The organism is Xanthomonas sp. NCPPB 1067 (genome assembly GCF_020783795.1).
GTDB lineage: Bacteria > Pseudomonadota > Gammaproteobacteria > Xanthomonadales > Xanthomonadaceae > Xanthomonas > Xanthomonas melonis.
In genome coordinates, this window is record NZ_JAJGQG010000002.1 from 207,531 (window position 1) to 233,685 (window position 26,155).

Consider the following 26,155-nt stretch of genomic DNA (forward strand, 5'->3'; position numbering starts at 1 on the left):
GCCACAGGAGAAGCAAATGGCGGTCATTGAAATCAAGGTTCCCGACATCGGCGATTACAGCGATGTCCCCGTCATCGAAGTGCTGGTCGCTGTCGGCGACAGTGTGGCCAAGGACCAGGGCCTGGTGACGCTGGAGTCGGACAAGGCCACGCTGGAGGTGCCGTCTTCGGCTGCCGGCGTGGTCAAGGAGCTCAAGGTCAAGGTCGGCGACAGCCTGTCCGAAGGGGCGGTGGTGCTGCTGCTGGAAACCGAAGGCGAGGCCGCCGCGCCGGCCAAGGCCGACACCAAGCCGGCCACGGCACCAGCGGCTGCAGCGCCCGGCAGCAAGCCGCCGGTGACGCCGTCGCATCGCGCTCCGGCCGAACCGGCCGCGCCCAAGCCGGCACTGGCCAGCGGCAAGGCGGCCGATATCGAGTGCAAGATGGTGGTGCTCGGCGCCGGTCCCGGTGGCTACACCGCCGCGTTCCGCGCGGCCGACCTGGGCCTGGACACGGTGTTGATCGAGCGCTACGCCAGCCTCGGTGGAGTCTGCCTCAATGTCGGCTGCATCCCGTCCAAGGCCTTGCTGCACGCTGCCGCCGTGATCGATGAAGTGGCCCATGCCGGCGACTTCGGCGTGGACTTCGGCCAGCCCAAGATCGCCCTGGACAAGCTGCGCGATTACAAAAAAAAAGTGGTCGGTAAGCTCACCGGCGGCCTGGCCAGCATGGCCAAGCAGCGCAAGGTGCGCACCGTCACCGGCGTGGCCAGCTTCGTTTCGCCCAACGAACTGGAGATCGTCGGCGACGACGGCAAGACCCAGCTGTTGCGCTTCGAGCATTGCATCATCGCGGCCGGTTCGCAGGCGGTGAAGCTGCCCAACTTCCCGTGGGACGACAAGCGCGTGATGGACTCCACCGACGCGCTGGAACTGCACGACATTCCCAAGACCCTGCTGGTGGTCGGCGGCGGCATCATCGGCCTGGAAATGGCCACGGTGTACAGCGCGCTCGGCAGCAAGGTCACCGTGGTCGAGTTCATGGACCAACTGATGCCGGGCGCCGACAAGGACCTGGTCAAACCGCTGGCCGATCGTCTGAAGAAGCAGGGCGTGGACGTCCATCTCAAGACCAAGGCCACCGACGTCAAGGCCGACAAGAAGGGCATCACCGTGTCCTTCGAAGCCGCGGCCGAAGGCGACGAGCCTGGCCTGGAGGCCACCACCTACGACCGTGTGCTGGTCGCAGTGGGGCGCGCGCCCAATGGCAAGAAGATCGGCGCCGACAAGGCTGGCGTGACCATCACCGAGCGCGGTTTCATTCCGGTGGACCGGCAGATGCGCACCAACGTGCCGCACATCTTCGCCATCGGCGACATCGTCGGTAACCCGATGCTGGCACACAAGGCGACCCACGAAGGCAAGCTGGCCGCCGAAGTGGCTGCCGGCGAAAAGAAGGAGTGGGTGGCGCGGGTGATCCCGTCGGTGGCGTACACCAATCCGGAAATCGCCTGGGTCGGCGTCACCGAGACCGAGGCCAAGGCCAAGGGCCTGAAGGTCGGTGTGGCCAAGTTCCCGTGGGCGGCCAGCGGCCGCGCCATCGGCATCGGCCGTACCGAGGGCTTCACCAAGCTGATCTTCGACGAAGACACGCATCGCGTGATCGGCGGCGCCATCGTCGGCGTGCATGCGGGTGACCTGCTGGCCGAGATCGGCCTGGCCATCGAGATGGGTGCCGAGGCAGAGGACATCGGCCACACCATCCACGCGCATCCGACCCTGAGCGAGTCGGTTGGCATGGCCGCCGAGGTCTACGACGGCACCATCACCGATCTGTACATCCCGAAGAAGAAGTAGGCGCTCACAGGCTTGTCCTTCCACGACGCCCCGCCTTGCGCGGGGCGTCGGCGTTGAGCGCTTGGCTGCGTGTTGCTGCTGTGGTCGTTGCCATGCCGTGCACCCGGGCACGCAGGTGCAGGCGCGCGTGCGGCTCCCGAATGTTCCGGCGCGGTAGGCAATCGCATGGGCGACGCGGCCTGGCGGCTGCGCTCCGATCGTATCGGTCGGCACGGCTGACCAACGCAGGCGGATGCTGCAGAGGATCTGGCATCGGGTCTGGTGCATAGCGATATCGCACCGATCGCGCTCGACAGGGCCGCTGCTGCGCAAGGCGGTCGCGTCGTGCGATATCCGTGATCAGGCGCTTGCACAGCCTGCAGCACGCTTGCACCATCGGTACGCGGACACGCCGTTCGCAGCTCAGGGACGACCCGTATGTCGAAGATGCGTTTGCCGGCCTTGCTCACCGCTGCAGGCTGCCTGTGTGCGTCATTGGCTGCGCATGCACAGACCACCGTCATCACCGCTGCGCGCCTGCTCGACGTGCAGGCCGGCCGCTATCTGGAGCAGCCGCAGATCGAGGTGGTCGCCGGCCGCATCACCCGCGTCGGCCGGCAAGGCGATCCGGTGCCGGCACAGGCGCAGCGCATCGATCTTGGCGGGCGCACGCTGCTGCCCGGCCTGATCGACATGCATGTGCATCTCACCGTGGATCCCACCCTGGGCGGCTACAAGAGCCTGGAATTCACCGATAATTTCTGGACCGTGGTCGGCGTGGCCAATGCGGCCAGGACGCTGCGCGCGGGATTCACCACCGTGCGTAATGTCGGCTCGCTCCACTACGACGATGTCGCGCTCAAGCAGGCGATCGAGCGCGGCACCGTGCCGGGCCCGCGTATCGTGCCGGCGACCTACGGCATCGGCGCCACCGGTGGGCACTGCGATGCCACCGAGTTTCCGCCGTCGGTCAAGGTCACCGGCCCCGGCGTCGCCGATGGTCCGGATGCGATCCGGACTGCGGTACGCACGCTGCGCAAATACGGTGCGGAGGTGATCAAGTTCTGCGGCACCGGCGGAGTGCTGTCCAAGACCGACAGCGTGGGTGCGCAGCAGTACAGCCTGGAGGAAATGCGCGCGCTGGTGGATGAGGCGCACCGGCTGGGGCTCAAGGTGGCTGTGCATGCGCATGGTACCGGCGGCATCAACGACGCGATCCGTGCCGGTGCCGACACCATCGAACACGCCAGTCTGGCCGATGCCGAATCGTTCAAGCTGGCCAAGGCGCATGGCACGCGGTTTTCGATGGACATCTACAACGACGACTACATCCTGGCCGAGGGCGAACGAAACGGCTTGTTCGCCGAATCGCTGGAGAAGGAACGGCAGATCGGGCGCAAGCAGCGCGAGACCTTCCGGGCCGCACATGCCGCGGGCGTCAGGCTGGTATTCGGCAGCGACGCAGGCGTCTATCCGCATGGCGACAACGCGCGCCAGTTCGCCAAGATGGTGGAGTGGGGCATGACACCACTGGAGGCCATTCGCGCGGCGACGGTGGAGGCCGCTGACGCACTGGGACGTGCCGGTGACGTCGGTGCGATCGTTCCAGGCCGCTACGCCGACCTGATCGCGGTCGAGGGCGATCCGCTGCAGGATGTCGGCGTGTTGATGCGCGTGGACAGCGTGATCAAGGGGGGCGAACGCGTAGCCGATTGAGCCGGCCTGCACCGTGGTGTTGATGCCCGCCTCAGCGTCAAGGTCGGTCGCGCGCATGCGGGGCGACGAGGGCGACGAGGGCGACCAGGGCGCCCGATGGGCGTGGATGCGCGCACAGGGGAAAGCGGGCAGCGCGTGCGCTGCCTGCGACGGCCATGTGTCGCGGTATCGCAGGCGCACGAGCGGCAGCAGCAGGGTGCGGTCATGGCAGCCGCCTGCCGGTCCGGACGGCGATCGCGTGCACATGACGACAACGACAACGCCCCGCGCGAGGCGGGGCGTCGTACGCGTGCAGCGATGCGTGGATCAGAACGCGAGGGTCACGCCTGCCACCGGACCCTTGAACTCCTGCTTCAGGCCGATCAGGCCGTCGCTGCCGCGCTGGTCGACATCGAGCTTGAACCAGTCGTAGCCGGCGAAGATGCCGAAGTTCTTGGTGAAGCGGTACTCGGCGATCGCATTGGCGCGGCTCAGGTCGCCGTCGTAATCGCCGAAGTCGCCCCAGCTGGTGTTGAGGTACTGGCCCTGCACGTTGAACAGCCAGTTCTCGCTGGGACGCGCGGTGAAGCGGATGCCGACCACCGGCGCGGCGCCGTCTTCGCTTTCGTCCACCACGTCGCCACTGAACACGCTGCCCAGATCGGCATAGGCATTGGCCTCCACCTTGGCGTACTCGGCACCGATCTGCAGGCCAAGGCTGAATTCCGGGGAATCGATCACCGAATAGTCGTACACCAGGGTGGCGACCTGGTACTTCAGCTCGCCCTTGATGAAGCTGCCGGTCGGCACGGTGACGCCACCGGCGCTCAGATCCTGGGTCAGCGTCTCGCGGCGATCCTTGTCGTACTTGAAGTAGTCGAAGATCAGGCGCTGGCGGGTGCTGATGCGGAACACGCCGTCCACGCGCGGCTCCCATTCCTTGCCGCCCAGCTTGAAGTCCTCGTTGACCGAGACGTTGTTGCCGGCCAGCAGCGTGTTGCCGCGGATGGTGTTGTCGTTGTCGACATTCATCGCGCCAAGGCGGAGCTGGAAGCGGTCATCGGTATCTTCGGCGTGTACGGGCGCGACATAGGCGACGGCCAGGACGCACGGGATCGCCAGTGCGAGGAGATGTTTCATGGGGAGCTCCGAATTCTTGGAATGGTCAGGCCGTTGAGCCAGTGGCGCGCACTATCGATAAGCCGGCGTCTTCCAAAAGTGAAAGCCTCGTCGCATACCTGTGAAGGCGAACATAGCAATCGGACAAAACGGTCCGCATCGTCAATGGCCGTGGGACCTTGCACCAGCACGGCACTTCTTCGTCGCCCATGTCCGCTGTCGTAAACTGTGCGTTGGCGCATACCGATCAGTACGGTTTCTGTCGCCGATTGCGCAAGAGAGGGAGGGCTTGATGCGCATGCGCGCACCACGCTCGACACCGGCACCCAGCGCAGACGATCGTGCACTGCAGCGGATTGGCCCGTCGGTGGGAAGGTCGCGGCGCGCGACATGGCGTCAAAAGCAGGAGCCCCGGTCTCCCAGGGCTCCTTGACGCGGCCTGCGGTGACACCTTTCGACGAGGATGTGCAGGCCTCGTGGGTTACGACCGCCGGTTTGTGGCAAAGTTCCCGGCCGTTGCAGCGACGGCCACTTGGTGCATCGCAGCAACTCATGACCTCCGCCGGTTGTCTCGCAATTTGTCCCATTGCTATACTCTCGCGGCTCGACGAGGCGCAACTGCGCTTCCCACCCATTCACACCTAAGGTAACCGTAGTGCTGAACTCCGTTGACGCGGGTCGGCGGTTGATGCTGCGCGCTGCGGTATATCCGCTTGCAGCTGTAGCTATAACCAGTCTGGGGTTGCTGCTGGTCGGTCCCCGCTACTCTGCCGGGGTGGCGTTGACCGGGTTTGCGACGGTGCTGGGCGGTTGGGTCGCGGCACGTACTGCGCTCGGGGGCGGTGTCCTGGCGGCCGGGACTGCCATGGTCCGGCTGATCCTGGCGATGGTGTTGAAGTGGGTGTTGGTTTTCGTGGCGCTGGCGCTGGGCTTCGGCCTGTGGCGGCTGCCTCCTCTGGCCCTGCTGGCAGGTATCGCCATCGGGCTGATTTTTCAGGTTCTGGCTCTGGCCAGGCGTTGATCCGAACTAAAAAGGCTACGTACACATGGCGGGCGAGGCAGCGACACCTACCTCCTATATCCAGCACCACCTGCAGAATCTGGTCTACCCGGTTCGCGAGGGCGGCGGTACGTTTTGGACCATCCACCTCGACACGCTGATCATGGCGTTGTTGATGGGGCTGATCATGGTGGTGGCGTTCTGGATGGCGACCCGCAAGGCCACCGCCGGCGTGCCGGGCAAGTGGCAGGCGTTCGTGGAAATCTGCCTGGAGTTCGTCGATCGCCAGGCCAAGGACACCTACCACGGCACCAGCAAGCTGGTGACCCCGATCGCGATCACGATCTTCTTCTGGATCCTGTTGATGAACCTCATCAAGATGATCCCGGCCGACTTCATCGCCATCCCGCTGGGCTGGGCCGGCATCCACGCCTGGAAGCCGGTGCCCACCGCCGACGTCAATGCCACCTTGGGCATGTCGATCAGCGTGTTCTTCCTGATGATCTTCTTCTCGCTGCGCTCCAAGGGCGTGGGCGGCATGACCAAGGAATTCCTCACGGCGCCGTTCGGCAAGTGGATGATGCCGTTCAACCTGCTCTTGAACATCGTCGAGTGGCTGAGCAAGCCGATTTCGCTGGCGATGCGACTGTTCGGCAACATGTTCGGCGGCGAGATCGTCTTCCTGCTGATCTGGGTGCTGGGCGGTGCGGGCATCGCCGGCATGGTTGCTGGCGGCGTATTCGGCCTCGGCTGGATGCTGTTCCACCTGCTGGTGATTCCGCTGCAGGCCTTCATTTTCATGATGCTGTCGATCGTGTATCTGAGCCTGTCGGAAGACAGTCACTGAGTCTCGCTTCACCCTTCATACGCTTCATCCCGATTCATCCATCACCCTTAGAAACTTTCGTTCGGAGATCACCATGTACCTCGCCGTCCTGACCAACCTCGCTCAAGTCCAGAGCTCCACCGTCCTCGCCGTCGGCATCATGATCGGCCTGGCCGCCCTGGGTGCCGGCCTCGGTCTGGCCATCATGGCTGGCAAGTTCCTGGAATCGGCGGCACGCCAGCCGGAACTGATCCCGGTGCTGCAGGTGCGCATGTTCATCACCGCCGGCCTGATCGACGCCGCGTTCATCATCAGCGTCGCCGTCGGCCTGCTGTTCGCCTTCGCCAACCCCCTGGCCCAGGTGTTCATCGAGCGTCTGTCGCAGGCTGCCGGCTGATCCAGCGGTAGCGGGATGTGGATGCAGCCGAGCGCGGTTGCATCTGCGGATGAAGGTCGGAAAGCGTCGCCCGTGCGGCGGCGCTTTCACCCCTAAACAGCGATTGAGCGACCCATGGATATCACCCTTACCATCTTTGCCCAGGCGCTGGCCTTCGCCGGTCTGATCTGGATCGTCGCGACCAAGATCTGGCCGCCGCTGCTGCAGGCGATCGAAGAGCGTCAGCAAAAGATCGCCGAAGGTCTGGCTGCCGCCGATCGCAGCCAGAAGGACCTGGCGCAGGCGCAGGAAAAGGTCAACGAAGCCCTCAAGGACGCCCGCACCAAGGCCAACGAGATCATCGATCAGGCCCACGCGCGCGCCAACCAGATCATCGAAGCGGCCAAGCTGGAGGCGATTGCCGAAGCCAACCGTCAGAAGGACCTGGCCCAGGCGGAGATCGACGCCTCGGCCACCCGTGCCCGCGAAGAGCTGCGCAAGCAGGTCTCGGTACTGGCGGTCAGCGGTGCCGAAAAGCTGCTCAAGCGCGAAATCGACGCCAACGCCCACAAGGCGCTGCTCGACGAGCTGGCGGCGGAGATTTGATCGATGAGTCAGGCCCTCACACTTGCCCGTCCCTACGGCCGTGCCGCGTTTGCGATCGCGCGTGAGGGCGGCAATTTCGCGCCCTGGTCCGATGCGCTGGCGTTTTCGGCACAGGTGGCCGGCGACCCGCGCGTGGCTGCGCTGCTGCTCAACCCGGCCCTGAGCCAGGACCAGGCGGTGACGCTGCTGGCGCCGCCGCAGGCCGGCGAAGAGTATCTGCGCTTTCTCGGCCTGCTGGCCGATGCGCAGCGGCTGCCGCTGCTGCCGGAAGTGGCCGGGCTGTACGAACAGCTGCGTGCCGAGGCCGAACACGTCGTCAAGGCGACGGTGACCTCGGCTGCCGCGATGACGCCGTCGGAGCTGGACACGATCGCCGTTGCGCTGAAGAAGCGCTTCGGCCGCGAAGTGGATATCACCACCGCGGTGGATGCGTCGCTGATCGGCGGCGCGGTGATCGACACCGGCGAGGTGGTCATCGACGGCTCGCTGAAGGGCAAGCTTGCGCGTCTGCAAAGCTCGCTCGCCCACTGAATTCACATAAACGCATGGCCCTCGCGGCCGGCACCTAGGACTGAACGATGGCAACCACGCTCAACCCCTCCGAAATCAGCGACCTGATCAAGACCCGCATCGAGACGGTCAAGCTGTCCGCGGAGTCGCGCAACGAAGGCTCCGTGACCAGTGTGTCCGACGGCATCGTGCGCATCTTCGGCCTGGCCGACGTGATGCAGGGCGAAATGATCGAACTGCCGAACAACACCTTCGCCCTGGCGCTGAACCTGGAACGCGATTCGGTCGGCGCCGTGGTGCTGGGCGACTACGAGAACCTGCGCGAAGGCGACGTGGCCAAGACCACCGGCCGTATCCTGGAAGTGCCGGTCGGTCCGGAACTGCTGGGCCGCGTGGTCAACGCGCTGGGCGAGCCGATCGACGGCAAGGGCCCGCTGGGCGCCACCCAGACCGCACCGGTGGAGCGCGTTGCGCCCGGCGTGATCTGGCGCAAGTCGGTCGATCAGCCGGTGCAGACCGGCTACAAGTCGGTCGATGCGATGATTCCGATCGGCCGCGGCCAGCGCGAGCTGGTCATCGGTGACCGTCAGACCGGCAAGACCGCGCTGGCGATCGACGCGGTGATCAACCAGAAGGGCACCGGCATCAAGTGCGTGTACGTGGCGATCGGTCAGAAGGCCTCGACCGTCGCCAACATCGTGCGCAAGCTGGAAGAGAACGGCGCGCTGGCGCACACCGTGGTGGTTGCGGCGACCGCGTCCGAATCGGCTGCGATGCAGTACATCAGCCCGTACGCCGGCTGCACCATGGGCGAGTACTTCATGGATCGCGGCGAAGACGCGCTGATCGTGTACGACGATCTGTCCAAGCAGGCCGTGGCCTACCGCCAGATCTCGCTGCTGCTCAAGCGCCCGCCGGGTCGCGAAGCCTACCCGGGTGACGTGTTCTATCTGCATTCGCGCCTGCTCGAGCGCGCCGCGCGCGTGTCCGAGGAGTACGTGGAGAAGTTCACCAACGGTGCGGTGACCGGCAAGACCGGGTCGCTGACCGCACTGCCGATCATCGAGACGCAGGCCGGCGACGTGTCTGCATTCGTGCCGACCAACGTGATCTCGATCACCGACGGCCAGATCTTCCTGGAAACCGACCTGTTCAACGCCGGTATCCGTCCGGCCGTCAACGCCGGTATCTCGGTGTCGCGCGTCGGTGGTGCCGCCCAGACCAAGATCATCAAGAAGCTGTCCGGCGGCATCCGTATCTCGCTGGCGCAGTACCGTGAGCTGGCGGCGTTCGCGCAGTTCGCCTCGGACCTGGACGAAGCCACCCGCAAGCAGCTCGAGCGCGGTCAGCGCGTCACCGAGCTGATGAAGCAGAAGCAGTACGCGCCGATGTCCATCGCCAACCAGGCGCTGTCGATCTATGCCGTCAACGAGGGCTACCTCGACGAGGTGCCGGTCAACAAGCTGCTGGCGTTCGAGGAAGGCCTGCACGCGCACTTCGCCAACACCCAGGGCGAGCTGGTCTCCAAGATCAACAGCACTGGCGGTTGGGACAACGACATCGAAGCCGCGTTCAAGAAGGGCATCGAAGAGTTCAAGACCACGGGTAGCTGGTAAGAGCCGGGACCCGGGACCCGGGACCGGGGACCCGCGCAAGCGGAGTCCTCAGGTCCACTGCCCCAGGTGCCACGAAACAACAACGACGCGTGATTGCGGGCTCTTTCCGGGTCCCGGGTCCCGGGTCCCGAGTCCCGAGTAAACAGATATGGCAGGCGGACGCGAAATCAAAACCAAGATCAAGAGCGTGCAGAACACCCGCAAGGTGACGCGCGCGCTCGAAATGGTCTCGGCCTCCAAGATCCGCAAGGCGCAGGACCGCATGAAGACCTCGCGTCCGTATGCGCAGGCGATGAAGCAGGTGATCGGCCATCTGGCGCAGGCCAGCACCGATTTCCAGCATCCGTTTCTGGTCGAGCGCGAGCAGGTCAAGCGGGTCGGTTACATCGTGATCTCGTCCGACCGCGGCCTGGCCGGCGGTCTGAACAACAACCTGTTCCGCAAGATGTTGGGCGAAGTGCGCCCGTGGCAGGACAAGGGCGCCGAGATCGATGTGGTGACCATCGGCCAGAAGGCGTCGGCCTTCTTCCGTCGCGTCAAGGTCAACATGGTCGGCAGCGTGACCCACCTGGGCGACAGCCCGCAGGTCGAGCAGCTGATCGGTGTGATCAAGGTGATGATCGATGCCTACATCGAAGGCAAGGTGGACCGCGTCTATCTGGTCTACAACCGCTTCGTGAACACCATGACGCAGAAGGCCAGCTTCGACCAGCTGCTGCCGCTGCCGGCCGCCGAGCACAAGGTGGCGCACCACGACTGGGACTACCTGTACGAACCCGATGCCGCGACCGTGCTGGAGCACGTGATGACGCGCTACATCGAGTCGCTGGTGTATCAGGCGGTGTTGGAAAACGTGGCCTCCGAACATGCGGCGCGCATGGTGGCGATGAAGGCCGCCAGCGACAACGCCAGCAAGATGATCGGCACGCTGCAATTGGTCTACAACAAGGCGCGTCAGGCGGCGATCACCCAGGAAATCTCGGAAATCGTCAGCGGCGCAGCCGCTGTGTAAGCACGGCCGGGATTGGGTATTCGGGATTGGTTGGAGCGCTGGGGATTGCGCCCTCGCGAATCCCCGATCACGAATCCCAGATCACAAAATTCAACGAGATGGCATCGGCCCCTCGGACAGAACAAAGCTAACCGGAGCAGCAAAATGAGTCAGGGCAAGATCGTTCAGATCATCGGCGCGGTCGTCGACGTCGAGTTCCAGCGCAATGAAGTGCCGAAGGTGTACGACGCGCTGAAGGTCGACGGCACCGCCATCACGCTGGAAGTCCAGCAGCAGCTGGGCGATGGCGTCGTGCGTACCATCGCACTCGGCTCCACCGACGGCCTGAAGCGCAACCTGGTCGCCACCAACACCGGCCGCGCGATTGCCGTGCCGGTGGGCGCCGGTACCCTGGGCCGCATCATGGACGTGCTCGGCAACCCGATCGACGAAGCCGGCGACGTGCAGGCTTCGGATCATTGGGAAATCCACCGTGGCGCGCCGTCCTACGAGGACCAGGCCTCGACCACCGAGCTGCTGGAAACCGGCATCAAGGTGATCGACCTGATGTGCCCGTTCGCCAAGGGCGGCAAGGTCGGCCTGTTCGGCGGCGCCGGCGTGGGCAAGACCGTCAACATGATGGAGCTGATCAACAACATCGCCAAGGCGCACTCGGGTCTGTCCGTGTTCGCCGGCGTGGGCGAGCGTACCCGCGAGGGCAACGACTTCTACCACGAGATGAAGGACTCCAACGTTCTGGACAAGGTCGCGATGGTGTACGGCCAGATGAACGAGCCGCCGGGCAACCGTCTGCGCGTGGCGCTGACCGGCCTGACCATGGCCGAGTACTTCCGCGACGAGAAGGACGCCAGCGGCAAGGGCAAGGACGTGCTGCTGTTCGTGGACAACATCTACCGCTACACGCTGGCCGGTACCGAAGTGTCCGCACTGCTCGGCCGTATGCCGTCGGCGGTGGGCTACCAGCCGACCCTGGCCGAAGAAATGGGCGTGCTGCAGGAACGCATCACCTCGACCAAGAGCGGTTCGATCACCTCGATCCAGGCGGTGTACGTGCCTGCGGACGACCTGACCGACCCGTCGCCGGCGACCACCTTCGCCCACCTGGACTCGACCGTCACGCTGAGCCGTAACATCGCTTCGCTGGGCATCTACCCGGCGGTGGATCCGCTGGACTCCACCAGCCGCCAGATGGATCCGCTGGTGATCGGCCACGAGCACTACGAAACCGCCCAGCGCGTCCAGCAGACCCTGCAGAAGTACAAGGAACTGAAGGACATCATCGCGATCCTGGGTATGGACGAGCTGAGCGAAGAAGACAAGCAGTCGGTGTCGCGCGCGCGCAAGATCGAGCGCTTCTTCAGCCAGCCCTTCCACGTGGCCGAAGTGTTCACCGGCTCGCCGGGCAAGTACGTTTCGCTGAAGGACACCATCCGCGGCTTCAAGGCGATCTGCGACGGCGAGTACGACCACCTGCCGGAGCAGGCGTTCTACATGGTCGGCGGTATCGAAGAGGCCGTCGAGAAGGCCAACAAGATGAGCGCCAAGGCGTAAGAGCCGGGATTCGGGATTCGGGATTAGGTACGGCGGTGATTGGCACGGTGGATGAGGATGGCAACGACGGTGAACGCCGCGGTTACCAATCCCCAATCCCCAATCCCCAATCCCCGCCTCACAACGTGAGGCACCATGAGCACTATCCGTTGCGACATCGTCAGCGCCGAGAAGGAAATCTTCCACGGTGAGGCGACGCTGGTCGTGGCCACCGGCGAATTGGGCGAGCTGGGCATCGCACCCAAGCATGCGCCGCTGATCACGCGCCTGAAGCCGGGCAAGGTGGTGGTCACCACCGCCAGTGGCGAACAGCTGGACTTCGCCATCTCCGGCGGCATCCTGGAAGTGCAGCCGCAGGTGGTGACCGTGCTGGTCGACACTGCGGTGCGCGCGCAGGACATCGACGAAGCCGCCGTGCGCAAGGTCAAGGAAGAGGCCGAGCGCCTGCTGGCCAACCGTGGCGACACGCTGGACGTGGCTCAGGCGCAGCGCCAACTGGCCGAGGCGACGGTGCAACTGCAGGCGCTGGAGCGTCTGCGCCGTAACCTCAAGCACTGAGCGGTTGCCCACGCTTCCGACCGGGCAGCGCAGCTGCGCAGGGAGCACGAAACGCCGACCCTTGGGTCGGTGTTTTCGTTTGGGGCGCTGCGCTTGCGCGATAGGAAACCGCCTTCTGCAGGGAGTGGGCACACTGGCCCGCCCGGCCTTGCGCTGCATCGAAGCCGCAGCGCGACGCACCGCGTCTGGCCCCCCTGAGGAGTACACCATGAGACTTTCGACCGCTGGCGTCCGCAATGATCTGTTGAATGGTTTGCTTGCCGTGGCCTTGCTTGGGTGCGCCTGGCCCGCGCTCGGCCAACCGCCACTGGATCCGTTGCTGGACCGGATCGTGCAGCGCAATGCGATCGGCGATGCGGTGGCCCTGAGCAAGTGGGACAGCGGCAAGCCGGTGCTGGATCAGACCCGCGAAGCGGCGGTGTTGCTCAGCGTGCGCGACCAGGCCGCGGCCCATGGCTTGCAGGCCGACGATGCAGTGCGTTTCTTCGCTGCACAGATCGAAGCCAATAAATCGGTGCAGTACGCGCTGTTGGACCGTTGGCACGAACGTGGCCGCGCGCCGCAGACGGCGCGGCCGGATCTGGCCACGTTGCGCGCGCGTCTGGATCAACTGCAAGGCGAGTTGCTCGACGCATTGGCCGCCGCAGGTCCGGCACGGGCGGCCCCCGGGTGTCCGGCCAGTACCGCGCGCGCGGCCGCGCACTATGCCGCGCAATGGCAACTGGACGCGCTGCACCGCGCCGCATTGGTGCGCAGCCTGGGCGACTTCTGCCAGCAGGTGGACAACAAGACCTAGCAGTCGGCAATCGGCCGGAGCAACGCCTCGTAGCGGCGAACACAACGCAGTAAGCAGTCGTCAGCGGGGGTGAGGAAGGCGCGGAGGAATGGAGTGTCCGATTGGTACATACCGGTTTCGAGCACCGGCCGCGCCCGCCTGGTGGTGCGCACGGCAGGTTTGTCAGCTGCTCATGGTTCGCGAGTCCATGCAACACACTCCATGCGGCCGTTCGCAGGCGCTGTCGATCTTGCCTCAGCGATACACCACGTGCCGGCCCAGCAGGAACGACACGATTGCCAGCCCGCCTTCGACCAGCGGTTTGGCGAGCCAGGCCTGGCGCAAGCCCACCAGATCGACGGTGGCCGACAGCAGCCAGGTGCTGACGATGGTCAGCGTCACCCACATCACCGCAAAGCGGCCAAAGCGTTGCCAACCCAGACGCGCACCATCCCGATGCGCGAAGGTGTAGCGTCCATTGAGCCAGAATCCAAGCACTGCGCCGCTAATACGTCCGAGCAGGTTGGCCGGTGCCGTGGGCATGCCGGCGGCGGTGGCGGCGATGAAGATGCCGCAGTCCACCGCCAGCTGCAGTGCGCCGATCAGGGTGAACTGGCTGCCTTGGCGGAACAGACTCATGCATGCCGGACAAGAGGAAAGGGCGCCCATCCTAGCGGGCGCAGCGCTTAAAAACGTGTCATCGCATGCCGAGGGCATGCCTTGAGCACGCGGCATTGCGGCACTGCGATTAGAATTCGATCATCTCTTGCAACCGGAACACCGTAATGACCCTGCCTCTGCATGTCGTGATCCTGGCCGCGGGCGAGGGCAAGCGCATGCGCTCGGCCTTGCCCAAGGTACTGCAACCAGTGGCGGGCCAGCCGATGCTGGCGCATGTGATCGCCACCGCGCGGCAGCTGCAGCCGGCGGCGATCCACGTGGTCTACGGCCACGGCGGCGACCAGGTGCGGGCGGCATTTGCCGGGCAGGGCGATCTGCAGTGGGCCGAGCAGCGCCGGCAGCTGGGCACCGGGCATGCGGTACAACAGGCCTTCGATGCGATTCCCGACGCGGCCACCGTGCTCGTGCTGTATGGCGATGTGCCGTTGATCCGCAGCCAGAGCCTGCTGGAGCTGCTGCATGCGCCCGGCCGCATGGCGGTGCTGGTGGCCGAGCTGGCCGACCCGACCGGCTACGGACGCATCGTGCGCGACGTTGCAGGCAAGGTCGCCGCGATCGTCGAGCAGAAGGATGCCAGCGAAGAGCAGCGCCGCATCCGCACCGTCAATACCGGGATCCTCACCGCCGAATCCACCGCACTACGCCGCTGGCTGTCCGGTCTGTCGAACGAGAATGCGCAGGGCGAGTTCTATCTGACCGACGTCTTCGCCAGCGCCGCCGCCGACTTCACCCCGGCCGACATGGTGCAGGTAGCCGATCCGCAGGAAGTGGAGGGCGCCAACGACCCTTGGCAGCTCGCGCAGCTCGAACGCGCCTGGCAGGCGCGCGCCGCACGTGCGCTGTGCCTGGAGGGCGTGCGCATGGCCGACCCGGCACGTGTGGAGCAGCGCGGCACGGTACGGGTCGGCCGCGATGTGCAGCTGGACGTCGATGTGATCCTGGAGGGCGAGGTCACGCTCGGCGATGGCGTGGTGATCGGCCCGTTCGTCCGGCTGCGCGATGTCGATCTCGGCGCCGGCACGCAGGTGCGCGCGCATTGCGACCTGGAAGGCGTGATCACCGAAGGCGCGGTGCAGATCGGCCCGTTCGCGCGCTTGCGGCCGGGCACCGTGCTCGCCGACGGCGTGCATATCGGCAACTTCGTCGAGACCAAGAAAGTCAGCATGGGCGTGGGCAGCAAGGCCAATCACCTGACCTACCTGGGTGATGCGACGATCGGCAGCAAGGTCAATATCGGCGCCGGCACCATCACCTGCAACTACGATGGCGTCAACAAGTCGCAGACCACCATTGGCGATGGCGCGTTCGTCGGGTCCAACAGTGCGCTGGTAGCGCCGATCGACATCGGCGCCCATTCCACCATCGGCGCCGGATCGGTCATCACCCGCGATGCCCCGGCCGGCGAGCTGAGCGTGACACGCGCGCGCCAGACCGTGGTGGAAGGCTGGCAGCGGCCCACGAAGAAGTAAGCCGCCTGGTGGCGGACAATGCAGTGCGACCCTGACTGCGTAGGAACGCAGCTGGGCGCGACTGAAAGACGCCCGTCGTGCCCGGGGGTACTCCTACCGGGTGCGTAGCGGGCTTTTGCCACGCATGAGCCGGCGCAATGAATGGTTCGTGTTGATGCCTGCATGATCCAGGCGCGAGCGGGGCGCGGCTTTCACGTGGCCAACGGCAACAGCAGGGTCACACACAGGCCGCCATGCTCGCGGTTGTGCAGCGAGATACGCCCGCCATGGGCCTCGGCGATCTCGCGCGTCAGCGCCAGCCCCAGCCCGGTTCCGTTGCGCTTGGTGGAATAGAACGGCATCAATGCATTGTGCAGCACCGCCTCGTTCATGCCGTTGCCGCGGTCGAGCACTTCGATGCGCAGCCACTGCGGCACGCGCGTCACGCGCACGACGACATCGCCATTGGGCGGCTGCGCCTCGCTGCAGGCTTCGTGCGCATTCTTCAGCAAATTGAGCAGGGCTTGTTCGACCTGCGCGGCGTCGATGCGGCTGGTGACATCGCTCAGATCGCCCTGCAGGTGGAACGGGATCTGCTGCCGCAAACGTTCCAGGAACGGTGCCCATTCGATGGTCTGCAGCTGCGGCTGTGGCAACTTGGCGAACCGCGCATAGCCGCGGATGAAGCCTTCCAGATGACGCGCGCGTTCTTCGATGGTCTCGAACACCGTGCCCAGCCTGTCGGTACGCTCACGTCGCAACAGTTCGGCGCCCGAATGCGCCAGCGAGGCGATCGGGGCAAGCGAATTGTTCAGCTCGTGGCTGATCACCCGGATCACCTTCTTCCAGGTCTGCACTTCCTGGCGGCGCAGTTCGGTGGTCAGGGTACGGATCAGCAATAGTTCGTGGCCACGGCCATTGAGGTGGAAGCTGCGCCGCGACAGGTGGTAGATCTGCTCATCGTCCTCGTCGTCGCCGTCTTCGCGCACCGCAAACAGGCAATCGCCGCCGCGGCCCAGCGCATCGCGCAGTTCGCCGGGCATGCGCGCGAGCACATCGTCCAGGTGCTGGCCTTCGAGTTTGCGCCCGCCATGCAACAGCTTGCGCGCGGCGTTGTTGGAAAACCCGATCCGACGCAGGCCGTCGCCGCCGGCGACCACCAGCAGCATCGCCACGGGCGTGTTCTGCAGCATGGTGTCGAGCATCAATTCGCGTTGCACCAGGTCGCGCCGCTGCGCGCGCAGCACGTCGCCGAGCTCGGCGTGCGCGTAAACCAGTTGCGCCAGCTCGTCGTGACCGCGCCAGTACACGCCAAAGTTGTACTCGCCGTCGCGGTAACTGCTGGTGGTGCCGGCCAGGGCGCGAAACAGCGAGCGCATCGGCGCGGTGGCGCGGCGCAGGCTCCACCACATCGCCCCTACCAGCACTACCACCGAGATCGCGGCAACCTGCCATCCGTGGTCCAGCCAATAGGCGGTGAACCAGGGCAGGGCGGCCGCCAGCGCCAGCACCGGCAACAGGCGCAGGAACAGCGAGAACGTAAAGGAGCGTGTCCACATACCGAAGTTCATTCCGACGTGATGCCGTAACGGTCCATACGCCGGTACAGCGCCTGGCGGCTCAATCCCAGCTCGGCGGCGGCCTGGGCGATGACGCCATGGGCGCGTGCCAGGGCCTGTTCGATGCGCGCACGATCCGGTTCGCCCGCCGGGGTGGCCGGTGGACGCGGGGCTGGTGCGCGCGGCAGATTCAGATCGGCGACCTCGATCCGCGCGCCCTGCGCCAGCAGGCTGGCGCGTTGCAGTACGTTGCGCAGCTCGCGCACGTTGCCCGGCCAGGCGTGTCGCTGCAGCGCATCGCGCGCCTGCGCCGACAACGGCTTGTCTGTGGCCAGGAAGTGCGCTGCCAGCGGCCCGATGTCGCCGGGACGCTCGGATAGCGGCGGCAATGCGATCTCCACCGTGTTGAGCCGGTAGTACAGATCCTCGCGAAAGCTGCCATCGCGAATCATCGCAGGCAGATCGGCGTTGGTGGCGCTGATCACCCGCACCTTGGCATGGCGCTCGCGATTGGATCCCAGGCGCTCGTAGCGGCCGGTTTCCAGCACGCGCAGCAGTTTCATCTGGCCCGCCAACGGCAGGTTGCCGATCTCGTCCAGAAACAGCGTACCGCCATCGGCCGCTTCGAACTTGCCTTCGCGCGCCTTGTTGGCACCGGTGTAGGCGCCGGCTTCGGCACCGAACAGTTCGGCCTCGATCAGTTCGCCCGGCAATGCGCCGCAGTTGAGCGCAATGAACGGGCCGTGCCTGGTGGCCGAATTGGCCTGGATGATCTCGGCGATCTTTTCCTTGCCGCTGCCATTGGGGCCGGTGATCAACACCGGCAGGTCCGAGCGGGCGACCTGGCAGGCCAGCGCGATGGCACGTTCGCTGGCGGGGTCGGCGAACACCGCACCGCGTAGATCGTAGCGCTGTGTCAGTTGCTCGCGGCCACGGTGCTCGCGTTCGCGACGGCGCGCGAGCTCACGGCGGGCCTCGGACAGTTCCAGCAGGTTGTTGACCGTGGTCAGCAGCTTGGTGTCGTCCCAGGGCTTGGCGATGTAGTCGGCCGCACCGGCCTTGACCAGCCCCACCGCGCTACCCAGATGCGTCCAGGCAGTGAGCAGGATGACCGGCAGATCCGGGTGGCGCTGACGGATCTGTGCGAACAGCGCTTCGCCCTCTTCGCCGGAGGTGGTGTCGGCAGTGAAGTTCATGTCCTGGATCACCAGGTCGAACGCCTGCTCGTCGAGCAACGCCAAGCCTGCGTGCGGCGACTGCGCATGCTGCGCCTCGATGTCGTGCAGCGAGAACAGCACCTCCAACGCGGTGGCCACGGCGGCGTTGTCGTCGATGATCAGGATCTGCGGCATCGCGGTGCTCAGGAAGGCGCGGGAAGAGGGATCGACACAGAATACTGTGCAGGACGGTGCTGCAAACCATTGCGGGGCAGCGAGGCGGCAGGTTGTGAGGCAACACCGCTGGCGGACGCATGTGGTCGCTACGGCGGCACCTGGCCCCGCTAGCGCGGCGTGGGCGGCAGCAAGGGCGCATAGCTTGCCGCTGCCCAGGTCAGGCGCAGCTGGACGCCATCGCGCAGGACATCCACGACGATGGGGTTGCCGGCAGCGGCACGCAGTGCGTCCAGCAAGTGCGCCACCGCGGTGATCTGGGTCCGGCCCGCCGTGCGCACGCGGTCACCGCGCTGCAACTGCAGGTCCAGCGCCACACTGGCCTGGGTGACCAGCAAGCCATCCCCGGTGGTGACGAGCTCCAGAACCTGATCGTTGTGGTGCCAGTTGAGCCGGGTGTCATCGATGACAAGGACGTCGTGGGTCGAAGCGCCCGCCTTGGCTATGGCATGCGGCTGGCCTGCGGGGACAACACAAAAGACCGCCAGAACGATCAGCGCCGGTGTCGCAAATAAGGTGGCCATATGGAGGTCCGGTTCGGAACGGTGGTTGCAAGAGATCGATGCTGGCAATACCAGCCCCATCCCGGCCACCAGGGCCGGGAAGGAGCGCTGATCATCATGCACTGCGGGTGGCAACGGCCGGGGGGACCGCAGCCGCGCGGCGGGCCGGCCAGAACACCGCAATCTGACCCAACAGCCACAGCGTGATCGCGCCGATCGGCAGATAGATCAGCGGCAAGCGCGGCAATTCATAGCGTGTCATCAGCCAGACGTTGATCGAGTAGGCCATCAGCATGCCGAGCACGATGCCGATCGAGGCCAAAAGAAGGTTCTCGATCTGGAAGTAGCGCAGGATCTGTCCACGTGTGGCACCTAGCGCCCGACGGATGCCGATCTGTTTGGTGCGCTGTTGGACCCAGAAGCTGGCCAGCCCCACGATACCCAGTGCGGTGACGATCAGCAGCGCGATGCTCATGGTGATCAATAGCCAGGCCATGGCGCGGTCCTGGCGATAAAAACTGCGACGCATTTCCTCGAACGTCTTCGGGTTTTCGATGATGCGACTTGCGCTGTTCTTTTCCAGTGTTGTTACTGCTTGACGCAATACCTCCGCACGTCGATTGGGATCGGTGCGTAATAGATAACGTCCGCCGTCCTTGTAGGTCATCTTGACTGGGGTCAGCATCGAATCGTCGTAGACCGCCGCACCGCCATAGTTACCGACACGCGCAAGGTGCGCCACGATGCCGACGATTTTCATGGGAGTGCCGCCGCGATAGATTGATTTCCCTAAAGCGGATTGATCAGGAAACAGCTTGTCGGCCGCACTTTTTGTCAGGATCACGCTCGGAATGATAGCCGTCTTATCATCGGACCAGGTGAACTCGCCTTCTGTAAAGCGGCGCCCCTGTATCAACGTCAATCCCATCGTATCCAGGGTTTGGCTGTCTCCAGTGTAGTCGTTGACGGTGATGGTGGCGTTTTTCTGGTCGGCTGTCAGTTTGAGCCCGCTGACCCACATGCTGTCGCCATAAGGGACCTGGCTGACGCTAGAAGCATATTTGACGCCGGGGATGCTGCGCAGGGCCGCCAAGTCTGTTTCAGTTAGTGCACGTGCATCTTCGTCGCGTCCAATGCCGCTGATGGTCAGCGTCACCAGTTCATTCTCTGTTAGCCCGCTGGGGCGCTTTGTACGCTCCAGGCGATTGCCGATCAGAAACAGGGCATTGGAGATGATGGCGCAGCTGAGTGCCACTTCCAGCACAATCAATGCAGCAGCCGTCTTGTGGCGCCGCAGGGTGGACAGAATAGGGCGGATTGCCATGTGCGATTCCTTGGTGAGGGCTGGCGAACGACGCAAAAATCGCGCTGTCCGGATTTCAGTTCACTGCGCTTTGAGTTGAATGGCGGGAGGAATGGTGCATGCCCGCCAGGCGGGGAGCAGCCCAGCCACGACGCTGGCGATGAGCGCTAGCGCGAACGTGGCCAGCAACATGGTTAGATCGAGCGTTGCCAGATCGGCATATTGAGCGGGCTGTTGACGCACACCCCACAGGCCCACCATGGCGAGGCCGAGCCCCAGGATGCCTCCCGCCAAGCCGATCGTTCCTGCCTCGACCAAGGACTGCGCGAAGATGCTGCGCTTGGTGGCTCCCAGTGCCCGGCGCACGCCGATTTCTCCGCTGCGGCGCATGAACTTGGCCAGCAGCAGGCCCACTGTATTGACCAGGCAAACCAACAGGAAGCCGAATGCCAACCACGTCTGCAGACGCACATCGCTGGGAACGACCTTCTTGAAGTCCAGCCACTGCATGACGCTGCGCAACTGGACATTGGTTGGCTGCTCGAAGCGTCCTGCGCGTCGCTGCTGATCGGAGTAGTTCTCGAGGTATCGACGGTATGCGGCGACCTTTTGCGGGCTATCCAGCTTGACCCAGTATTGAACCCAGGAACAGGCTGCACTGATGTCATCCGGTGAACCGCTGTCACCCCAGCACGAACGCTGGCCGCTGGTCGAAAGTTTCAGCTCCATCGCAGTACCGAAGGGCAGAAAGAGTTGCTCGGGCTTGTCGTAGGTGCTGCCCCCCAGGTTGTAAAACGTCGGTGTCAAACGCCATTCGCGGGTAACGCCAACAATCCGCATGCTGTTGCGATTGACGCTTACCGTACGTCCAACGCTATTGTCGCCACTGAACAGTTTCTTGTTGAGGGCTTCGGAGATCACAACCACGCGTGCACGGCTGCCGTCATCATTGCTGGTCCATGGACCGCCATACAGGAAAGGCACATCGAACATCGGGAAAAATTCGACAGACGTATAACGCGCTTCCAGCAAGAGCGGCCGCAAGGACTTATTTTCCGGCTCCAACGGAACGGTGCCGGCGGTCATCATGACCTGCTGGTCTCCGCGTTTCTCCCGCAGCAATGCTTCGGCATCGAACCGGGTCAACTGATCCAATGCATCGTCGTCTTGATAATCCAATGAGCGTGCATCCAGCTGTGGATGAAACAACACACCGCTCTTTGCCGGGATTGGATCGCCAGACAGGATGTAGAACACCGTCAACGTGGTCATGCTGGCACCGATGCCCAGCGCAATGGCCAGCACCATCAGTGCGGTGAGCACCTTGTTGCGGCGGAAACTGCGCACCGCCAGAGTGAAGTAATAGCCGAACATGGGCGGGCTCCTTAGTCGGCCAGGGTTGCAGCGGCGCTGGGCGCGCGCATCAGGCTGGGATCGCGTTCCAGATCGGTGGCCTGTCCATCGACGATGTGCACGTTGCGTTGCGCGCGTGCGGCCAGCTCCGGGTCGTGGGTGACCATCACGATGGTGGTGCCCTGGCTGTTGATTTCCTCCAGCAGTTCCATCACCCCGCGGGCCATTTGCGAGTCGAGGTTGCCGGTGGGTTCGTCGGCCAGCAGCAGGCGTGGGCTGCCGGCCAGTGCGCGGGCGATGGCAGCGCGCTGCTGTTGTCCGCCGGACAGCTCGGTGGGGTAGTGCTTCAGGCGCGAGCCCAGGCCGACCTTGGTCAGCGCCTCTTCGATGCGCTGCTTGCGCTCGGCGGCGGGCATGCCGCGATAGCGCAGCGGCACGTCGACGTTGTCGAACAGGTTGAGGTCGGGGATGAGATTGAAGCCCTGGAAGATGAAGCCGATCTTGCGGTTGCGCAGGCGCGAGCGGGCGTCGTCGGACAGGTGGCTGACATCTTCGCCATCGAGCAGATACTGGCCACTGGTGAAGGTCTCCAGCAGTCCGGCGATATTGAGGGAAGTGGTCTTGCCGGAGCCGGAAGGCCCGGTCACTGCGACGAATTCGCCCTCGCGCACATGCAGGTCCAGCGAGCGCAGCGCGTGCGTTTCCACCTGTTCGGTGCGGAAGACCTTGGAGACGGAGCGCATTTCGAGCATGGCGGAAGTTCCTATGGTAGGGAGTGGTGGTGGATGGTGGATGGTGGAGCCGGGACCCGGGACCCGGTAGATCAAGAACAAAAGCGGTAGCCGGTCGCTTTGGCTTTTCCGGGTCCCGGGTCCCGGGTCCCGGCTCAATGCACCGTGACGCGCGGCGCATCGCCGAAGTTGTCCGCGCCGGAGACCACCACGCGGTCGCCGACCTGCAGGCCGGACAGCACCTGCACTTCGCCCAGGCTGCTGACGCCCATGCGTACCGGGCGGCGCACCGCGGTGTTGCCGTCCATCACGTAGGCATAGCTGCCACCGGACTGCTCGAGGAAGGGGCCGCGCTCGACTTTGAGTACGTTGCGGCGGGTATCCATCATCACCCGCGCACTCATGCGCTGGCTCTGGCGCAGACCCGGCGGTTGCTTGTCGGTGAAGCGGATGCGCGCGGTGACCTCGCCGTTGACCACTTCCGGCGATACCGCCGAGATGGCGCCGGCGAATGGTTCGCCGCTGCCGCTGGTGAGCTGGGCGGGCATGCCGATGGCAAGGTCGCGCGCGAAGCTTTCGGGCACCTTGACCTCGACTTCGAACTTGGACAGATCCACCACACCCAGGATCGGCGCGTTCGCCGCCACCTGGGTGTGCTGTACCGCCTGCACCTGGCCGACCTGACCATCGAACGGGGCGAGCAGGGTGAGCGCGTCCACCTGGCGCTGCACCTCGGCCACCACCGCACGCTGGCGATCGGCCAGCAGGCGCTTGTTGCGCGAATCCAGGTCCGCGCCCTGGCTCTTCAACGCCGCATCGCGTTGGGCGTGCTGCAGATCGATGTCGGTCTTCTTCAGGGTGTCCTGCGCCTTGGCCAGTTCCACCTGCGGCACCGCGCCGCCATCAAAGCCGCGCTGGTAGCGCTCCAGATCGCGGACGGCGGCCTGCTTGTCGATCCGGGCCTGGTCGGTGAGTTTGCTGGCATTGGCCCGCGCCAGCGTGGCATCCAGGGCGGCGCGGCTGGATTCGGCTTCCAGCCCCGCCAGGGTCGCCTGCTCCTGGGCGAGCTTGCTGCGCAGTTCCGGGCTGTCGATGCGTGCCAGCTCCTGGCCTCGCTTGACCACGTCGCCGGCCACCACGCTCAGCGTCACCGTGCCGGCGGAGATGGCGTACAGCACCGGGCTGTTGGCGGCGATCACACGGCCGTCGGCGGCGATGTCGCGCACCAGGTCGCCCTGGCCGACGGTGGCGATGCGCACCCGGCTGGCATCGAACGACCGGCTGCCTGCACTCCATGCGGTGACCGCCCAGCCGATCCCGGCCAGGACCACGATGGCGCCCACTCCGGGCCACAGCCAACGGCGCCAGACCACGCGCTGTTCGGTGGAACGGATGACCTGGTCCTGTGCAGAAGTGTCACGAATCATGGTGGCTGGGCTCGGTGGCGTCACAGGACGTCAATGCAGGTTGCGTGCCAATCCATAAGCTATTGATAAAAAACAACTTATTATCCGGTGGACAGGTGTCCGCAGTGTCCGCGGACACCCACCCGGACAGCCTGTCCGGGCGCGGTCATGCGGTGGACAGGCTGCGGACACGTTAGACTGTACGGCTTACCAAAGAGGGGTGTCCTATGTGCGGCATTGTCGGAGCGATCGCCGGGCGCGACGTGGTCCCGGTCCTGATCGAAGGACTCAAACGGCTGGAATACCGCGGCTACGATTCCTCCGGCATTGCGGTACTCGACGGCCACCAGGTCCGCCGCGTGCGCCGCACAGGACGCGTGGCTGAGATGGCCCAGGCCGCGCAGGCCGAACAGCTCGACGCAACCCTGGGTATCGGCCATACCCGTTGGGCCACCCACGGTGGCGTCACCGAAGCCAATGCGCACCCGCACATCAGCGACGGCATCGCGCTGGTGCACAACGGGATCATCGAAAACCACGAGGAACAGCGCGAAAAGCTGCGTGCGCTCGGCTATCGCTTCGAGTCGCAGACCGATACCGAGGTCATCGCCCACCTCATCCACCATCATCTAGGCGACGCCGGCAATCTGTTGGCGGCCTTGCAACGCACGGTCAAGGAACTCACCGGTGCCTACGCACTGGCAGTGGTGAGCCAGGCAGAGCCGGAACACTTCGTCTGCGCCCGCATGGGGTGCCCGCTGCTGATCGGCGTGGGCGAGGGCGAAAACTTCGTCGCCTCCGATGTCTCTGCCATCGTGCAGGCCACCCGCCAGGTGATCTTTCTGGAAGAGGGCGACACCGCCGAGCTGCGGCGCGATGGCGTGCGCATCTTCGACGGCAACGATGCGCCGGTGGAGCGCGCGCTGCACCTGTCGGACGTTTCGCTGGCCTCGTTGGAGCTCGGCCCGTTTCGCCATTTCATGCAGAAGGAGATCCACGAGCAGCCGCGCGCGCTGGCCGATACCATCGAAGCGGCCATCGACGCGAAGGGATTCCCTGCGTCGCTGTTCGGGCCCAAGGCCGAAGCAGTGTTGGGCGCCATCGAGGGCGTGCAGATCCTGGCCTGCGGTACCAGCTACTACGCGGGCATGACCGCGCGCTACTGGATCGAAGCCCTCGCCGGGCTGCCATGCAGCGTGGAGATCGCCAGCGAATACCGCTACCGTGCCGCCTATGCGAACCCCAAGCATCTGATCGTCACCATCTCCCAGTCCGGCGAAACCTTGGACACGATGGAGGCGCTGAAGTACGCCAAATCGTTGGGACATCTGCACACGCTATCGATCTGCAACGTGCCCGAGAGCGCGATCCCGCGCGCCAGCGAGCTGGTGTGCTACACGCGCGCCGGTGCCGAGATCGGCGTGGCCTCGACCAAGGCCTTCACCACGCAGCTGGCGGTGCTGTTCCAGCTCGCCGTGGTACTGGGCAAGCTGCACGGACGCATCAACGAGACCGAAGAAGCCGAGTACCTGGAGCAACTGCGCTTCCTGCCGGGCAGCGTGCAGCACGCGCTGAATCTGGAGCCGCAGATCATGGCCTGGGCCGAACGGTTCGCGCCGAAAGAAAACGCCTTGTTCCTTGGCCGCGGCCTGCATTATCCGATCGCCCTGGAAGGGGCGCTCAAGCTGAAGGAAATCTCCTATATCCACGCCGAAGCCTATCCGGCCGGCGAATTGAAGCATGGGCCGCTCGCCTTGGTGGACGCGTCGATGCCGGTGGTGGTGATCGCGCCCAACGATCGCCTACTGGAAAAAGTCAAATCCAATATGCAGGAAGTGCGCGCGCGCGGTGGCGAGTTGTTCGTCTTCGCCGACCAGGACAGCCACTTCAACGCGTCCGAAGGCATCCACGTGATCCGCACGCCGCGCCATGCCGGCGTGCTGTCGCCGGTGATCCACACCATCCCCGTGCAGCTGCTGGCCTACCACACCGCGTTGGCACGCGGCACCGATGTGGACAAGCCGCGCAACTTGGCCAAGTCGGTGACGGTGGAATGAGGCCGCGCTGCGGAGCCTGCGAGGATGGCTCGGCAACACGCATCGCGACGCTGATGGCCTGAGTATCGCGCCGCCGCCTGCCTGGCGTTGCGGCAGATCCTGTTGCGGTCACAGTCTTCCCGGTGCGATCGGTGAACGCATCGGGAGCGTCGCCGGTCCTGCCCGGCGACGCTCGCATGTGTCGGCCGCTGTGGCAGTGGCGGGCTGCAGCACGATTGGCAGCCGCAATGCGCGGTTGCCAACGGTTTGGCCCGGGTTATGCATAC

The 26,155-nt window shown here is 65.0% G+C and carries 23 protein-coding genes; 14 read left to right on the top strand and 9 right to left on the bottom strand.

What is annotated here, in order from left to right; genetic code table 11:
- Positions 1-16: 16 nt before the first annotated feature.
- Entirely contained in the window at positions 17-1,834 is a 1,818-nt protein-coding gene (gene lpdA, locus LL962_RS02715) for a dihydrolipoyl dehydrogenase (RefSeq protein ID WP_228315803.1), read from the top strand.
- 417 nt (positions 1,835-2,251) lie between these two features.
- On the top strand, positions 2,252-3,529 hold the full coding sequence (locus LL962_RS02720; protein WP_167395179.1) for a Xaa-Pro dipeptidase: 1,278 nt from the start codon (positions 2,252-2,254) through the stop codon (positions 3,527-3,529).
- A gap of 306 nt (positions 3,530-3,835) precedes the next feature.
- Here LL962_RS02720 and LL962_RS02725 read toward each other — a convergent pair whose 3' ends face one another.
- Positions 3,836-4,648: a hypothetical protein gene (locus LL962_RS02725; protein WP_167395178.1), complete on the bottom strand. Its 813-nt coding sequence runs from the start codon at positions 4,646-4,648 to the stop codon at positions 3,836-3,838.
- 634 nt (positions 4,649-5,282) lie between these two features.
- Here LL962_RS02725 and LL962_RS02730 point away from each other — a divergent pair.
- The 10 genes from LL962_RS02730 (at position 5,283) to LL962_RS02775 (ending at position 13,478) form a co-directional block, all read left to right on the top strand.
- Positions 5,283-5,648: a hypothetical protein gene (locus LL962_RS02730; protein ID WP_104585176.1), complete on the top strand. Its 366-nt coding sequence runs from the start codon at positions 5,283-5,285 to the stop codon at positions 5,646-5,648.
- A gap of 25 nt (positions 5,649-5,673) precedes the next feature.
- Positions 5,674-6,474 (top strand): F0F1 ATP synthase subunit A, encoded by an 801-nt coding sequence (gene atpB / locus LL962_RS02735; RefSeq protein ID WP_104585174.1) that lies wholly within the window; start codon positions 5,674-5,676, stop codon positions 6,472-6,474.
- Positions 6,475-6,547: 73 nt separating this feature from the next.
- A complete protein-coding gene (gene atpE, locus LL962_RS02740) occupies positions 6,548-6,850 on the top strand; it encodes a F0F1 ATP synthase subunit C (RefSeq protein WP_002814105.1) in 303 nt (100 codons plus the stop codon).
- Positions 6,851-6,964: 114 nt separating this feature from the next.
- Entirely contained in the window at positions 6,965-7,435 is a 471-nt protein-coding gene (locus tag LL962_RS02745; protein ID WP_039570952.1) for a F0F1 ATP synthase subunit B, read from the top strand.
- A gap of 3 nt (positions 7,436-7,438) precedes the next feature.
- Positions 7,439-7,966 (top strand): F0F1 ATP synthase subunit delta, encoded by a 528-nt coding sequence (locus LL962_RS02750; protein WP_228315804.1) that lies wholly within the window; start codon positions 7,439-7,441, stop codon positions 7,964-7,966.
- Between the two features lie 47 nt (positions 7,967-8,013).
- Positions 8,014-9,561, top strand: coding sequence for a F0F1 ATP synthase subunit alpha (gene atpA / locus LL962_RS02755; RefSeq protein WP_104585171.1), 1,548 nt, complete (start codon positions 8,014-8,016; stop codon positions 9,559-9,561).
- A 148-nt stretch (positions 9,562-9,709) separates the two neighbouring features.
- A complete protein-coding gene (gene atpG / locus LL962_RS02760; RefSeq protein ID WP_104585169.1) occupies positions 9,710-10,573 on the top strand; it encodes a F0F1 ATP synthase subunit gamma in 864 nt (287 codons plus the stop codon).
- A gap of 144 nt (positions 10,574-10,717) precedes the next feature.
- Positions 10,718-12,124: a F0F1 ATP synthase subunit beta gene (gene atpD / locus LL962_RS02765; protein ID WP_104585167.1), complete on the top strand. Its 1,407-nt coding sequence runs from the start codon at positions 10,718-10,720 to the stop codon at positions 12,122-12,124.
- 135 nt (positions 12,125-12,259) lie between these two features.
- Positions 12,260-12,682, top strand: coding sequence for a F0F1 ATP synthase subunit epsilon (locus tag LL962_RS02770; RefSeq protein WP_228315805.1), 423 nt, complete (start codon positions 12,260-12,262; stop codon positions 12,680-12,682).
- A 208-nt stretch (positions 12,683-12,890) separates the two neighbouring features.
- Complete coding sequence (locus tag LL962_RS02775) at positions 12,891-13,478, top strand: chorismate mutase (protein WP_228315806.1); 588 nt, start codon at positions 12,891-12,893, stop codon at positions 13,476-13,478.
- 234 nt (positions 13,479-13,712) lie between these two features.
- On the opposite strand, the gene LL962_RS02780 is transcribed toward LL962_RS02775, so the two are convergent.
- Positions 13,713-14,096: a GtrA family protein gene (locus LL962_RS02780; protein WP_104585161.1), complete on the bottom strand. Its 384-nt coding sequence runs from the start codon at positions 14,094-14,096 to the stop codon at positions 13,713-13,715.
- 146 nt (positions 14,097-14,242) lie between these two features.
- Here LL962_RS02780 and glmU point away from each other — a divergent pair, with 146 nt between their 5' ends.
- Positions 14,243-15,607, top strand: coding sequence for a bifunctional UDP-N-acetylglucosamine diphosphorylase/glucosamine-1-phosphate N-acetyltransferase GlmU (gene glmU / locus LL962_RS02785; RefSeq protein WP_228315807.1), 1,365 nt, complete (start codon positions 14,243-14,245; stop codon positions 15,605-15,607).
- 191 nt (positions 15,608-15,798) lie between these two features.
- Here glmU and LL962_RS02790 read toward each other — a convergent pair whose 3' ends face one another.
- The 7 genes from LL962_RS02790 to LL962_RS02820 form a co-directional block, all read right to left on the bottom strand.
- On the bottom strand, positions 15,799-17,145 hold the full coding sequence (locus LL962_RS02790) for a sensor histidine kinase (RefSeq protein ID WP_228315808.1): 1,347 nt from the start codon (positions 17,143-17,145) through the stop codon (positions 15,799-15,801).
- Between the two features lie 8 nt (positions 17,146-17,153).
- A complete protein-coding gene (locus LL962_RS02795; protein ID WP_228315809.1) occupies positions 17,154-18,497 on the bottom strand; it encodes a sigma-54-dependent transcriptional regulator in 1,344 nt (447 codons plus the stop codon).
- Positions 18,498-18,646: 149 nt separating this feature from the next.
- Positions 18,647-19,033, bottom strand: coding sequence for a hypothetical protein (locus LL962_RS02800; RefSeq protein WP_425599920.1), 387 nt, complete (start codon positions 19,031-19,033; stop codon positions 18,647-18,649).
- Positions 19,034-19,154: 121 nt separating this feature from the next.
- Positions 19,155-20,363 (bottom strand): ABC transporter permease, encoded by a 1,209-nt coding sequence (locus tag LL962_RS02805; protein WP_228315810.1) that lies wholly within the window; start codon positions 20,361-20,363, stop codon positions 19,155-19,157.
- Positions 20,364-20,423: 60 nt separating this feature from the next.
- Positions 20,424-21,716 carry an ABC transporter permease gene (locus LL962_RS02810; protein WP_228315811.1) on the bottom strand — a complete coding sequence of 431 codons (1,293 nt, stop codon included), beginning with the start codon at positions 21,714-21,716 and terminating at the stop codon, positions 20,424-20,426.
- Between the two features lie 11 nt (positions 21,717-21,727).
- A complete protein-coding gene (locus LL962_RS02815) occupies positions 21,728-22,447 on the bottom strand; it encodes an ABC transporter ATP-binding protein (protein ID WP_228315812.1) in 720 nt (239 codons plus the stop codon).
- 134 nt (positions 22,448-22,581) lie between these two features.
- Positions 22,582-23,853: an efflux RND transporter periplasmic adaptor subunit gene (locus LL962_RS02820; protein WP_228315813.1), complete on the bottom strand. Its 1,272-nt coding sequence runs from the start codon at positions 23,851-23,853 to the stop codon at positions 22,582-22,584.
- A 206-nt stretch (positions 23,854-24,059) separates the two neighbouring features.
- Between LL962_RS02820 and glmS the strand changes: the two genes are divergently transcribed.
- Positions 24,060-25,889 carry a glutamine--fructose-6-phosphate transaminase (isomerizing) gene (gene glmS / locus LL962_RS02825; RefSeq protein WP_228315814.1) on the top strand — a complete coding sequence of 610 codons (1,830 nt, stop codon included), beginning with the start codon at positions 24,060-24,062 and terminating at the stop codon, positions 25,887-25,889.
- The last annotated feature ends 266 nt before the right edge of the window (positions 25,890-26,155 follow it).